Origin of the sequence: Streptacidiphilus neutrinimicus (genome assembly GCF_000787815.1) — a bacterium.
Classification (GTDB): domain Bacteria; phylum Actinomycetota; class Actinomycetes; order Streptomycetales; family Streptomycetaceae; genus Streptacidiphilus; species Streptacidiphilus neutrinimicus.
Genome location: NZ_BBPO01000027.1, coordinates 1 through 12,827 on the forward strand (window position 1 = coordinate 1; position 12,827 = coordinate 12,827).

Annotated in this window: 13 protein-coding genes and 1 pseudogene; 6 read left to right on the forward strand and 8 right to left on the reverse strand. The window is 70.6% G+C overall.

The annotated features are described in order from the left end of the window. Together TR48_RS45610 and ychF are read right to left on the reverse strand one after the other, a co-directional pair. Window positions 1-471 (reverse strand): annotated as a pseudogene (locus TR48_RS45610) (hypothetical protein); the annotation flags it as partial. 376 nt (window positions 472-847) lie between these two features. Further along, window positions 848-1,921 (reverse strand): redox-regulated ATPase YchF, encoded by a 1,074-nt coding sequence (gene ychF, locus TR48_RS18515; RefSeq protein WP_042368630.1) that lies wholly within the window; start codon window positions 1,919-1,921, stop codon window positions 848-850. 156 nt (window positions 1,922-2,077) lie between these two features. On the opposite strand from ychF, the gene TR48_RS18520 reads away from it, so the two are divergent. Further along, a complete protein-coding gene (locus TR48_RS18520) occupies window positions 2,078-2,581 on the forward strand; it encodes a DUF6542 domain-containing protein (RefSeq protein ID WP_152628034.1) in 504 nt (167 codons plus the stop codon). A gap of 117 nt (window positions 2,582-2,698) precedes the next feature. On the opposite strand, the gene ppgK is transcribed toward TR48_RS18520, so the two are convergent. Further along, window positions 2,699-3,451 (reverse strand): polyphosphate--glucose phosphotransferase, encoded by a 753-nt coding sequence (ppgK, locus tag TR48_RS18525; RefSeq protein WP_042368631.1) that lies wholly within the window; start codon window positions 3,449-3,451, stop codon window positions 2,699-2,701. A gap of 136 nt (window positions 3,452-3,587) precedes the next feature. Beyond that, window positions 3,588-4,568 carry a 4-hydroxy-3-methylbut-2-enyl diphosphate reductase gene (locus tag TR48_RS18530; protein WP_170183541.1) on the reverse strand — a complete coding sequence of 327 codons (981 nt, stop codon included), beginning with the start codon at window positions 4,566-4,568 and terminating at the stop codon, window positions 3,588-3,590. 122 nt (window positions 4,569-4,690) lie between these two features. Between TR48_RS18530 and xseA the strand changes: the two genes are divergently transcribed. Further along, entirely contained in the window at window positions 4,691-6,049 is a 1,359-nt protein-coding gene (gene xseA / locus TR48_RS18535) for an exodeoxyribonuclease VII large subunit (RefSeq protein WP_042368635.1), read from the forward strand. 42 nt (window positions 6,050-6,091) lie between these two features. Here xseA and TR48_RS18540 read toward each other — a convergent pair whose 3' ends face one another. After that, a complete protein-coding gene (locus TR48_RS18540) occupies window positions 6,092-6,586 on the reverse strand; it encodes a GNAT family N-acetyltransferase (protein ID WP_042368638.1) in 495 nt (164 codons plus the stop codon). Window positions 6,587-6,643: 57 nt separating this feature from the next. Between TR48_RS18540 and TR48_RS18545 the strand changes: the two genes are divergently transcribed. Continuing rightward, window positions 6,644-6,940: an exodeoxyribonuclease VII small subunit gene (locus TR48_RS18545; protein WP_042368640.1), complete on the forward strand. Its 297-nt coding sequence runs from the start codon at window positions 6,644-6,646 to the stop codon at window positions 6,938-6,940. Window positions 6,941-7,054: 114 nt separating this feature from the next. Continuing rightward, window positions 7,055-7,654: a malonic semialdehyde reductase gene (locus TR48_RS18550; protein ID WP_042368642.1), complete on the forward strand. Its 600-nt coding sequence runs from the start codon at window positions 7,055-7,057 to the stop codon at window positions 7,652-7,654. Window positions 7,655-7,789: 135 nt separating this feature from the next. On the opposite strand, the gene TR48_RS18555 is transcribed toward TR48_RS18550, so the two are convergent. Then, window positions 7,790-8,344, reverse strand: a complete 555-nt coding sequence (locus TR48_RS18555; protein ID WP_236652210.1) for a DUF4245 domain-containing protein — start codon at window positions 8,342-8,344, stop codon at window positions 7,790-7,792. A gap of 185 nt (window positions 8,345-8,529) precedes the next feature. On the opposite strand from TR48_RS18555, the gene glpX reads away from it, so the two are divergent. Continuing rightward, window positions 8,530-9,570: a class II fructose-bisphosphatase gene (glpX, locus tag TR48_RS18560; protein ID WP_042368645.1), complete on the forward strand. Its 1,041-nt coding sequence runs from the start codon at window positions 8,530-8,532 to the stop codon at window positions 9,568-9,570. A gap of 82 nt (window positions 9,571-9,652) precedes the next feature. Here glpX and TR48_RS18565 read toward each other — a convergent pair whose 3' ends face one another. Both TR48_RS18565 and TR48_RS18570 read right to left on the reverse strand, forming a co-directional pair. Next, window positions 9,653-10,012 (reverse strand): WhiB family transcriptional regulator, encoded by a 360-nt coding sequence (locus tag TR48_RS18565; protein WP_439654478.1) that lies wholly within the window; start codon window positions 10,010-10,012, stop codon window positions 9,653-9,655. 278 nt (window positions 10,013-10,290) lie between these two features. Then, window positions 10,291-11,031 carry a DUF1707 SHOCT-like domain-containing protein gene (locus TR48_RS18570; RefSeq protein WP_042368647.1) on the reverse strand — a complete coding sequence of 247 codons (741 nt, stop codon included), beginning with the start codon at window positions 11,029-11,031 and terminating at the stop codon, window positions 10,291-10,293. Window positions 11,032-11,181: 150 nt separating this feature from the next. On the opposite strand from TR48_RS18570, the gene TR48_RS43355 reads away from it, so the two are divergent. Further along, window positions 11,182-12,827: fumarate hydratase (locus tag TR48_RS43355; RefSeq protein ID WP_042368649.1), on the forward strand; the 1,646-nt coding region annotated here is incomplete at its 3' end.

Below are 12,827 nucleotides of genomic sequence, written 5' to 3' on the forward strand. Positions count from 1 at the left end.
GGCACGCCCCACCTCGGTCGGCGACACCCGGACCTTCGGCTTCATCGCCCCCTCGGCGTTCAGAGACTTCCTGTGCCCACTTGCCGGCGCAGTCGTGTCTGGTTCTGGTGTCGGCGTCGACTGGCGCGCGGCAGCCTTGCGCGCCGGACGGGCGCGGAGCGAGGGGGGATCCTCCTGGACCTCTGCGGCCCGCTCCGGCCGGAGGGCAACGGCCTGGCGGGGCTGGCGAGCGCGCAGCAGTGGACGGTCGGGGTGATGACCGTGCTCCAGGTAGTAGCGCCCCGCGTCAGTGATCGTCGCCTGCCACTTTCCGGCACTTCGCGGCATCGTGATCAGTCCCCGATCACGCAGTGCCCTGGCAGAGTGAGCCAGATCGTGGTTCGCGGACGTGATCGGGTCCGTGCCGCTGCCGATCCGTGTCAGGAGGGCGAGCTGCCGCTCGTTCAGTGGCGACCAAGAGTGCATGGACACCAGGCAACACGTCAGCGCCAGGCAGCGTGTGCGTTTCTGGAGGATCGGTCGTCGAAGACCAGTCCTCGAAGGGCATAAGGCGAACTGGCACGACCGTAACCCCGTGATCGAGAAGCGTTCACGCGGCCAGATGGCACACCGGCTTCACTGCGCCACCACATGCCGACCCACGTCGCTCCAACCATCGTGCTCCGCAAATTTCGCCCAGCACGAATCCAGCACGGTGCGGCTGACCAGGGGTGACCAGCGATGACGAGGCGTCAGGATATCCAGCACCGATCCAGCACGGGAACTGCGATGGGGTCCGACACGGAAGCATCGAACCCCATCTGACCTGCATGGTTGCAGATCAGAAAACGATCTGCTAGGTGGGCCACTAGACGTTGAAGCGGAACTCCACGACGTCGCCGTCCTGCATGACGTACTCCTTGCCCTCCATGCGGGCACGGCCCTTGGCGCGGGCCTCGGCGATGGAGCCGAGCTCGACCAGGTCCTCGTAGGAGACGATCTCGGCCTTGATGAAGCCGCGCTGGAAGTCGGTGTGGATCACGCCCGCCGCCTCGGGCGCGGTCGCGCCCTTCTTGATCGTCCAGGCGCGGGCCTCCTTCGGGCCGGCCGTGAGGTAGGTCTGCAGGCCGAGGGTGCGGAAGCCGACGTGGGCGAGGGTGGCCAGGCCCGGCTCCTCGACGCCCATCTCCTGGAGCAGCTCCAGCGCCTCGTCGTCCTCCAGTTCGATCAGCTCGGACTCGATCTTCGCGTTGAGGAAGATGGCCTCGGCCGGCGCGACCAGCGCGCGCTGGGCGTCCTTGAAGTCCTCGTCCGCGAGCTCGGCCTCGTCCACGTTGAACACGTAGAGGAAAGGCTTGGCGGTCAGCAGGTGCAGGTCGCGCAGCGGGGCCAGGTCGAGGCCGGCGGCGAAGACGGTGGTGCCGGACTCGAGGACCTTCTGGGCCTCCTCGACGGCCGCCAACTGCGAGGCGGTCTCCTTCTTCAGGCGCGCCTCCTTCTGCAGCCGCGGCAGGACCTTCTCGATGGTCTGCAGGTCGGCCAGGATCAGCTCGGTGTTGATGGTCTCGATGTCGTCCTTCGGCGAGACCTTGCCGTCGACGTGGACCACGTCCGGGTCGCTGAAGGCGCGGATGACCTGGCAGATCGCGTCGGACTCACGGATGTTCGCGAGGAACTTGTTGCCCAGGCCCTCGCCCTCGCTCGCGCCGCGGACGATGCCGGCGATGTCGACGAAGTCGACCGTCGCGGGGAGCTTGCGCTGGGAGCCGAAGATCTCGGCCAGCTTGTCCAGGCGCGGGTCCGGCACGCCGACGACGCCGACGTTGGGCTCGATGGTGGCGAAGGGGTAGTTGGCCGCCAGCACGTCGTTCTTGGTCAGGGCGTTGAACAGGGTCGACTTGCCGACATTCGGCAGGCCGACGATTCCGATCGTGAGCGACATGGTGGCGTGAGTCCCGGTTCGAGGAGGCGAGAGCGTACAGCCCCCCAGTCTACGGTTCGCAGCGGTTACGCCCGAACGGCTCAATCACGTGCCCTGCTTCGCCGATCGGCGTGTCTGTGCGCTTGTCCGGCGTTCATCCGACCGTACGTTGGTCACGTGGAGTACCGAACCAGCCGCGCACAGCCCGGGACGGAGCGGAACATGGCCCTGCCCAAGCCCGCACGTTCGCCCGAGACTGTGGTCCGACCGGCCCGACCGGTGACCCCGACCGCCCGGGGCCCCCAGCGGCTGACCGCGATCGGCTGCGGCCTGCTGCTCCTCGTCACCTGCCTGGCCGCCGGGGCACTGGACTCGCTGCTGTTCGACAGCTCGGGCGTGCTGCTCGGCCTCGTCTACATCGCCGCAAGCTTCCAGGCGTCCGTCAAGGTCCGCTCCTCCGACCTGGCGGCGGCGCCGATCAGCGGACCGATCTGCTTCGCACTGGCGCTGCTCTTCTTCGGTCCCGATCTCGGCCCCGGCTGGGGCGGTCACGTGATCGGGCTCGCGGAGGCGCTCGCCCTGGACGCGGGCTGGCTCTTCGCCGGGACGGGGCTCAGCGTCGCCATCGTGGTGGCGCGCCACTTCTCGCTCTCGCACGCGCGGAAGAAGGCCCAGTTCTAGCCAAGCGCGGTTCAGGGCGCGTCGCCTCGGCCCAGGGAGGGGTCCGCGGCGGAACTGTCCGCCTCCGGGTCCGTCCCCGGGCCGACGCGTGAGGACCCTGTCGGCCGAAAGCCCCTGTCAGCCGAGTGTGGCCAGGCGGGACGCCTGCATCGCCGCACCGATGATGCCCGCGTCGTTCTGCAGCTGCGCCGGGACGATCTCCGCGCGCAGGGGCTTGAGCAGCGGGAGGAACTTGTCCGCCTTCCGGCTGACGCCGCCGCCGATGATGATCAGCTGCGGAGAGAAGAGCATCTCCACGTGGGCGAAGTAGTCGTCCAGGCGCGAGGCCCACTGCGACCAGGAGAGGTCGTGCTTCTCGCGAGCCGCCGAGCTGGCGTGCTTCTCCGCGTCCTTGCCGTGCAGCTCCAGGTGGCCGAGCTCGGTGTTCGGCACCAGCTCCCCGTCCACGAACAGGGCGCTGCCGATGCCGGTGCCGAGGGTCAGCATCAGCACCACGCCGTCGCGGCCCTTGCCCGCGCCGAAGCGGACTTCGGCCAGGCCCGCCGCGTCGGCGTCGTTGATCACCGCGACCGGGCGACCGCCCAGCGCGTCGGAGAACAGCCCGGCGGCGTCCGCGCCGATCCAGCCCTTGTCGACGTTGGCGGCGGTGCGCGTGTGGCCGTCGACCACGACGCCGGGGAAGGTGATGCCGACCGGCCCCTGCCAGTCGAACTGCTCCACCACCTCCCTCACCGCGCCGGCCACGGCCGGCGGCTCGGAGGGCTGTGGCGTGAGCACCTTGAAGCGCTCCTGTGCCAGCCGGCCGTTCTCGAGGTCTGCGGGCGCGCCCTTGATGCCGGACCCGCCGATGTCCACTCCGAAGACAGTCACGCACCCCACGCTACGTGCGGTGGAGGGAACCCGCCCGGAACTCGGACGGGTTCGTCGGCACGCGTCAGCCGTACCGGTGACCGGACGCCCTGCTCGGGGCCCGGTCGGCGCCGGCGTCCGGCGCTGTTGTACGCCGTTACTCCGCGCCGCCCGAGCCGGCCTCGGTACGCAGGTCGCGGCGGAGCTCCTTGGGCAGGGAGAACTGCAGGTGCTCCTCGACCGAGGTGACCGTCTCGACGTCGCCGTAGCCGCGCTCGGCGAGCCACTCGAGCACGCCCTGGACCAGGATCTCCGGCACCGACGCCCCGCTGGTGACGCCGATCGTGGAGACGCCCTCCAGCCAGGCCTCGTCGATCTCGTCGGCGAAGTCGACCAGGTGGGCGTCCTTGGCGCCGGCCTCCAGGGAGACCTCGACCAGGCGGACCGAGTTGGAGGAGTTCTTGGAGCCGACCACGATGACCAGATCGGCGTCGGCCGCGATCCGCTTGATGATCACTTGGCGGTTCTGCGTCGCGTAGCAGATGTCGTCGCTGGGCGGGCTGGTCAGCAGCGGGAAGCGCTGCTTGAGCGCGTCCACGGTCTGCATGGTCTCGTCGACGGACAGGGTGGTCTGCGACAGCCAGACGACCCGGGACTCGTCACGGACCTTGACGTTCGCCACGTCCTCGACGCCGTCGACGAGGTGGGTGCGCTCCGGCGCCTCGCCCATGGTGCCGATGACTTCCTCGTGACCCTCGTGGCCGATGAGGAGGATGTCGTAGTCCTCCTGCGCGAACCGCACCGCTTCCTTGTGCACCTTGGTGACCAGCGGGCAGGTCGCGTCGATGGTCGCCAGCTTGCCGGCCTTGGCCTCGTCGTGGACGGAGGGGGCGACGCCGTGCGCCGAGAAGACGACGATGTTGCCCTCGGGCACCTCCTCCGTCTCGTCGACGAAGATCGCGCCCTTCTTCTCCAGCGTCTGCACCACGTACTTGTTGTGGACGATCTCCTTGCGGACGTAGATCGGCGCCCCGTACTGCTCCAGGGCCTTCTCCACGGTGATGACGGCACGGTCGACGCCCGCGCAGTAGCCACGCGGGGAGGCGAGCAGGACACGGCGAGCAGCGGTAGCAGACATGTGGCCCAGCCTACAGTCCGCCCCTGCGGCGGACCGCGCCGTACGGGCCGCGCGCGGGCGGTCCCCCGAGCGCTCCGAAGAGCGTCCCGGGCGCTGTCACCCCCTCCCCGTACCCTCGGGGCATGGCACTCGAGACCTCGCCCGACTCCCCCATCCCCGTGAGCCGTGTGTCCGCGCTCATCGGCGGGTGGATCCAACGGCTCGGCGCGGTCTGGGTCGAGGGACAGATCACCGAGTTGAGTCCGCGTCCGGGCGCCGGGGTGGTCTTCCTGACGCTGCGTGACCCCTCCGCCAACGTCTCCATCTCGGTCACCTGCTACCGCTCCGTCTTCGACCCCGTCGCCCAGCTGATCCAGCCCGGCTCCCGGATCGTGGTCCACGCGAAGCCCGAGTGGTACACGCCGCGCGGGACGCTCTCGCTGCGGGCCGCGGAGATCCGGCTGGTCGGGCTCGGGGATCTGCTGGCCCGGCTCGAGCTGCTGAAGCGCAGCCTCGGCGCGGAGGGCCTGTTCGCCCCGGAGCGCAAACGGCCGCTGCCGTTCCTGCCCCAGTGCATCGGGCTGGTGACGGGCCGCGCCAGCGCGGCCGAGCGGGACGTGCTGCACAACGCCCGGCGGCGCTGGCCCGCCGTGCGGTTCGAGGTGCGGAACGTCCCCGTGCAGGGCGCCTACGCCGTGCCGGAGGTGATCACGGCGATCAAGGAGCTCGACGCCCACTCGGAGGTGGACGTGATCATCGTCGCCCGCGGCGGCGGCAGCGTCGAGGATCTGCTGCCGTTCTCCGACGAGGCGCTGATCCGCGCGGTCGCCGAGGCCCGCACGCCCGTCGTCAGCGCCATCGGGCACGAGCCGGACCAGCCGCTGCTCGACTTCGTCGCGGATCTGCGCGCCTCGACGCCCACGGACGCCGCCAAGCGCGTCGTGCCGGACGTGCGGGAGGAGCTGGCGCGCGTCCACGCTCTGCGGGACCGGGCGCGGCGGACGATGGAGAGCCGCCTGCACCGGGAGGAGGCGGGGCTCGCGAGCATCCGCACCCGTCCGGCGCTCGCCGCGCCGCACCGGCTGATCGACGACCGCGCGGCAGAGGTCCGCTCGCTCGTCGAGCGCTCCCGCCGCACGCTCGGCCACCGCCTCGACCGAGCCGCGACGGAGCTGCACCACACCCTGGCCCGGGTGGTCGCCCTCTCCCCCGCGGCGACTTTGCAGCGCGGTTACGCGGTGCTGCAGCGCACCTCGGACGGCGGCGCGGTGGTGCGCGCGCCGGGCGAGGTGACGGTGGGCGAGGATCTGCGCGCGCGGGTCGCCGAGGGGGCCTTCACCGTGACGGTCCGCACCGTCGCGAACGACGCGGGCACACCGGGCGGGACAGACGAGGCGGGCTCACCGGGCGGGACGGACGACGCGGGCACGCCGCGCGGGACGGTCGACGCGGACGGGGCCGGCCAGGCGGGCGAGTCCGGCGAGGCCTCGCCGAAGGAGTAAGTGTCGCCGAAGGTGCGGGCGCGGACGCCGCGCGGACGCGCGTCAGCGCGGCGTCGTGCGCGAGAGCGCGGTCGAGTACTCGGTGAAGCCGAGGTCGCGGTAGAGGTCCTGCCCGAGCGAGCTGGCGTGGAGGTCGAGCCGGGTGGCGCCCTTCTCGTCGAACCAGGCCAGCAACGCCTCGGTGCAGGCACGGGCGTAGCCACGGCGTCGCCGGTCCGGGTCGGTGCAGATGTTGAAGACAAAGCCGAAGAGTCCGTCGGGGTGGCCGGGGCCCGGCAGCCGCTGCTCCAGCGTGCCCACCGCGCAGGCGGCGAGCCGTCCGGGCCGCTCGTCGTCGTCCACGACGAAGACGCCGAAGACGGGGCCGCTCGCGTCGCCCCCGTCCAGGGCGGTGCGCAGGATCTTCTCGGCGAGCGGCTTCCAGCCGCCGGAGGGGTCCGGCGTGGTCGGCAGGTGCTTCATCGAGGCGACCATGACATCGCGCAGGCGCACCAATTCGGGCGCGTCGTCGGGCAGGGCGGAGCGCACAGTGATCATGGCCGGACCTTAGTCGCGCCATCACACGATGTCAGCCGCATTCCCTAGGCTGAGCGCATGGCGAAGACAGGGCCCGGGTCGAAGACGGGCGCGCAGACGAACGGCCAGGACGTACTGGGCTACGAGCAGGCCCGGGAGGAGCTGCTCGACGTCGTGCGCAGGCTGGAGACGGGCGGCGGCACGCTGGAGGAGTCGCTCGCGCTGTGGGAGCGCGGCGAGGAGCTGGCCCGCGTGTGCGAGCGCTGGCTGGACGGCGCACGCGCCCGGTTGGACGCCGCGCTCGCCGCGGACGAGGAGCGCGACGCGGGCGACGAGGCCGCGGAGGACGAGGGCGGGGCGGACGAGGAGGAGTGAGCCGCGTCACGCAGCCGGTCGCCTGCTTGGGAAATAGTTGAAGCTTCACCTACGTTGGAGATCAGCGGTGACGCCCCCCGGTCACCGCGACCGATCTTCTTCTGAGGTGTGAACATGACTGACGTCCTCGCTCTCGACTCCGCGGCCCAGGACCTGCTCTTCCGTGAGGCCCGCACCGCGAACACCTTCACCGACGAGCCCGTCACCGACGAGCAGATCCAGGCCATCTACGACCTGGTGAAGTACGCGCCGACCTCGATGAACATGCAGCCGCTGCGCGTCGTCCTGGTCCGCTCCGCCGAGGCCCGGGAGCGCCTGGTCGACCTGATGTTCGACGGCAACAAGGAGAAGACCGCCAACGCCCCGCTGGTCGCCATCCTGGCCACCGACCACGAGTTCCACGAGGAGCTGCCGACGCAGTTCCCGCACTTCCCCCAGGCCAAGGACGCCGTCTTCGGCGAGCGCCCGGTCCGCGAGGCGGCCGGCTCGTTCAACGCCGCCCTGCAGGTCGGCTACTTCATCATCGGCGTCCGCGCCGCCGGCCTGGCCGCCGGTCCGATGACGGGCTTCGACGCCGCGGGCATCAACAAGGAGTTCTTCCGCGACGGCGAGCACGGTGTCCTGGCGGTGGTGAACATCGGCAAGCCGGGCGAGAACGCCTGGTACCCGCGCAGCCCGCGCCTTGCCTACGACGAGGTCGTCACCACCGTCTGAGCCGACCCAGGCCGTACACAGCCAGGAGCCCCGACCGAGTACCGCCCGGTCGGGGCTCCTGGCTGTGTACGGCCTGCCGCGGACCGTCGCTGTGTACGACGGGCGGGCGCTCCCGGCTGTGTACGGGGGCGACCGTCAGTGGTCGGTGAGCTTGGCGGCGAAGTCGCCCAGCTTGGCGAAGGTCTCGGTGCCGTACACGACCGTCGTAGCCTTGGCCCCCTCCAGCACGATCGCCCGGTAGCGGCTGCCCTGGTACTGGGTCCAGGTCGTGCCGTCGACCAGCGTCGTCGCGGAGGTCTTCTGCCCGTCCAGGGTCGCGTCGTGGATGACGGAGTCCGCCGGGGCGTTGCTCTGCTCGATCGCGACGTACTGGCCCGCCGGGTCGATGAAGCCGAGCGTCCAGACGGCCGCGGCCGGGTTGGAGGGGTCGTAGTTGACCGAGGTGGCGTTCCAGCCCGAGGGCAGGGACTGCGGCGGCGGCGCCAGCAGCGGATAGGGCGCGGCGCGGCGGGCGGAGAGGACCGAGTCCGCGTACGGCACGGGACGCACGCTGTTGCCGCCGCTGTGCGGAATGAAGAAGTAGATCACTATCCCGGCCGCCAGCACTGCCGCCAGCGACAACACCATGTCGCGCACGGATTTGGCGGCCATCCCCGGCCGCTTGCGCACTGTCACGTTCTCGGTTGCCACCCCACCATGGTGAACCATCCCCCTGGCGCCCTCGTCCGCGGGGTCCCGGCAGGCCACCGACATGCCCGGTCCGTGCCCTGCGCGTAGCCTTCACGTGCCGGGCGCCACAGACATCGGCCCAGGTCGAAGATACGATCACAACACCCTCATTCCGGCCGTCGGCGTACAGAGAGGTACGGAAATCGATGACCGAGCAGCACCAGAACCGCATGCCTTCGTCCCTGGAGGTCGCCCCCGAGGCACCTGACCGCAACCTCGCCCTCGAGCTCGTGCGCGTGACCGAAGCCGCCGCCATGGCCGCCGGTCGCTGGGTCGGCAAGGGCGACAAGAACGGCGCGGACGGAGCGGCCGTGCGCGCGATGCGCACGCTCGTCCACACCGTGTCGATGAACGGCGTCGTCGTCATCGGCGAGGGGGAGAAGGACGAAGCCCCCATGCTCTTCAACGGCGAGCGGATCGGCGACGGCACCGGTGCGGAGTGCGACGTCGCGGTGGACCCGATCGACGGCACCACGCTCTGCGCGAAGGGCATGCCGAACGCGCTCTCGGTGCTGGCGGTGGCGGACCGCGGCACGATGTTCGACCCGAGCGCCGTCTTCTACATGGACAAGCTGGTCGCCGGCCCCGAGGCAGCGGGCGTGGTGGACATCTCGGCCCCGGTCGCGCACAACGTGCGGGCCGTCGCGCAGGCCAAGGGCAAGCTGCCGGAGGACGTGACGGTGGTCCTGCTGGACCGCCCGCGCCACGAGAAGCTGGCCCAGGAGATCCGCGAGGCCGGCGCCCGGATCAAGTTCATCTCCGACGGCGACGTCGCGGGCGCGATCATGGCGGTCCGCGAGGGCACCGGCGTCGACCTGCTGCTCGGCATCGGCGGTACGCCCGAGGGCATCATCGCGGCCTGCGCGATCAAGTGCCTGGGCGGCGTGATCCAGGGCAAGCTCTGGCCGAAGGATGCCGCGGAGCGGCAGAAGGCGCTGGACGCAGGCCACGACCTGGACCGCGTGCTGCACACGGACGACCTGGTCAGCGGGGAGAACGTGTTCTTCGTCGCGACCGGCATCACCGACGGCGAGCTGCTGCGCGGGGTCCACTACCGGTCCGAGACGGCGACGACGAGCTCGCTGGTCATGCGTTCCAAGAGCGGGACGATCCGGCAGATCGACTCGGTGCACCGGCTGTCGAAGCTCCGCGCCTACAGCGCGATCGACTTCGACCGGGCCAAGTAGCGGTCCGGGGGCTTCACGCCTTCGGAGGTGAACGCGACCTACAGGGGCGCGGGGAATGCTCCCCGCGCCCCTCGGCGTACGACTAACCCGCGATGCGGAGGTCCTGGTCGTGGCGACGACGGCGGGTCAGGATCACCCGGCGCTCGGCGGCGGTCAGGCCGCCCCAGACGCCGTAGGGCTCCGGGAGGTCCAGGGCGTGCTCGCGGCACTCCAGGAGGACGGGGCAGCGGGCGCAGACCTGCTTGGCCTGCTCCTCGCGCGCGAGGCGCGCGGCCGTCGGCTCCTTGGAGGGGGCGAAGAAGAGCCCCGCCTCGTCGCGGCGGCAGGCCGCGCCCGTGTGCCAGGGGTTGTCCTCCGGATCCGGGCCACGCCGCGCCGGTACCGTGCTGCCCGCGACGCTGGGGCGGAAGACATCCTGACGGGACGCGATCGGATGCAGCACGGCGCACTCCTGACGACGGGCCGGGGGGAGGGTACACGAACTCGCGCGCAACGTCGGGGCGTTGGGGGACGCCACGATGACGCTGCGACAGTGCGATGTGAAACGGGATCTACCCCGGCACGCGCCGATTCATGCACACGGCACACAATCCGATCGACAGACTGTCATATGACAAAGCCTTTGGCTCGCACGACGCTTGACAATGAAGCAGCCGAAAAAAGGCGATTCGTCGAAAGAACGTGCAGGCGCAGAGACAAGGACATTTGCGGCGAGTTCGCCTACGGGCGGCGTCGGTCCTTGAGGGCCTGCCAGGCGCCGCGGCGCCTGGACGCCGAGACTCCGCCGAAGACCGCCTTGCCCCGGATGGTGACGACCGGACCGTTCGGGTCCGTGCCCTCCTCCTCGCGGACGTCGAAGCCGCCGAAGATGCCCGCGCCGCCGCCGTGCAGGGAGACGTTGTCCGGGACCTTCACCTCGACGCCGCCGAAGATCGCGTTGACCTCGATGACCAGCTCGGGCGCGTCGAAGACGGCCTCGGTCAGGTCGATCTCAATGCCGCCGAAGATCGCCCTGGCCCGCATGAAGCGTCCGGCGCGGAAGCGGCCCTTGCGGACCGAGCCGCCGAAGATCGCCACGATCTCGTTCGACCCCGAGGCCGGGACCGGCTCCTGCGCGGGGGCGGGCGCCGCGGCGGGCTTGGGCCGGACCCCGTCGTGGACCGGGAGGTCGCGGGTGAGCGGGACCAACTCGCCGAGAGTCTTGGCCGCATACGCGGCGTCCAGACGCTGCGAGTGCTCCTCGGCGTCGAGCCGGCCCTCCGCGTAGGCGTCGCGCAGCGCCTCGGCGACCCGCTCGCGGTCCGCGTCCGAGGCGCGCATGTCGCCCTCGGCCGGCTCGGCGAACGGCCGACCGGCCGACCCGCCCCGCTGCTGCTCGGCGGGCTTCGGAGCAGGCTGGTTATGCGGAGTCGTCTCCGGGAGACGGTCCGGCTCCGGTGCTGACGACGAGGAGTTGTCCACGGCCCGAGGATAGTCAGCCGTCCCGTCGAGTGACCAGTGACGTGTGATCCCGAGCACCCTCGTGGCACCGCCCGGGGAGGCCGTCGGACCGCTCGATACCCTGGAAGGCGCGCCGACGACGACGCCTGACCTGTGAAGGACTGTCCGCCCATGCCCGAGTTCGCCTACACCGACCTGCTCCCGTTGGGGAAGGACGACACCCCGTACCGGCTGATCACCTCCGAGGGCGTCAGCACGTTCGAGGCGAACGGCCGCACCTTCCTGCAGGTCGAGCCGGAGGCCCTGCGCCTGCTGGCCGCCGAGGCCATGCACGACATCTCCCACTACCTGCGCCCGGCCCACCTGGCCCAGCTGCGCCGGATCCTCGACGACCCGGAGGCGAGCCCGAACGACAAGTTCGTCGCGCTCGACCTGCTGAAGAATGCCAACATCGCCGCGGCCGGCGTGCTGCCGATGTGCCAGGACACCGGCACCGCGATCGTCATGGGCAAGCGCGGCCAGGGCGTCCTCACCTCGGGCGGCGACGAGGAGGCGCTCTCGCGCGGGGTGTACGACGCGTACACCAAGCTGAACCTGCGCTACTCGCAGATGGCCCCGCTGACCATGTGGGACGAGAAGAACACCGGCTCCAACCTGCCGGCGCAGATCGAGCTCTACGCGACCGACGGCGACGCCTACAAGTTCCTGTTCATGGCCAAGGGCGGCGGCTCGGCGAACAAGTCGTTCCTGTTCCAGGAGACCAAGGCGGTCCTGAACGAGGCCTCGATGATGGCCTTCCTGGAGCAGAAGATCCGCTCCCTCGGCACGGCCGCCTGCCCGCCGTACCACCTGGCGATCGTCGTCGGCGGCACCAGCGCCGAGTACGCGCTGAAGACGGCCAAGTACGCCTCCGCGCACTACCTGGACACGCTGCCGACCGAGGGCTCCCCCAGCGGCCACGGCTTCCGTGACCTGGAGTTGGAGAAGAAGGTCTTCGAGCTGACCCAGAAGCTGGGCATCGGCGCTCAGTTCGGCGGCAAGTACTTCTGCCACGACGTGCGCGTGGTCCGGCTGCCGCGCCACGGCGCGTCGCTGCCAGTCGCCATCGCGGTCTCCTGCTCCGCCGACCGCCAGGCGGTCGCGAAGATCACCGCCGAGGGCGTCTTCCTGGAGCAGTTGGAGCGCGACCCGGCCCGCTTCCTGCCGGACACCACGGACGAGCACCTGTCCGACGACGTCGTGAACGTCGACCTCAACCGACCGATGGACGAGATCCGCGCCGAGCTCACCAAGCACCCGGTCAAGACCCGCCTCTCGCTGACCGGCACCCTGGTCGTGGCACGCGACATCGCGCACGCCAAGATCAAGGAACGCCTGGACGCGGGCGACGGCATGCCGCAGTACCTGAAGGACCACCCGGTCTACTACGCGGGCCCGGCCAAGACCCCCGAGGGCTACGCCTCCGGCTCCTTCGGCCCGACCACGGCCGGCCGCATGGACTCCTACGTCGACCAGTTCCAGGCCGCCGGCGGCTCCATGGTCATGCTGGCCAAGGGCAACCGCTCCCAGCAGGTCACCGACGCCTGCGGCAAGCACGGCGGCTTCTACCTCGGCTCGATCGGCGGCCCGGCCGCGCGCCTCGCGCAGGACTGCATCAAGAAGGTCGAGGTCCTGGAGTACGCGGAGCTCGGCATGGAGGCCGTCTGGCGGATCGAGGTCGAGGACTTCCCGGCGTTCATCGTGGTGGACGACAAGGGCAACGACTTCTTCACCGACCCGGGCCCGGTCCAGCCGCTGATCACCAACATCCCGGTCGG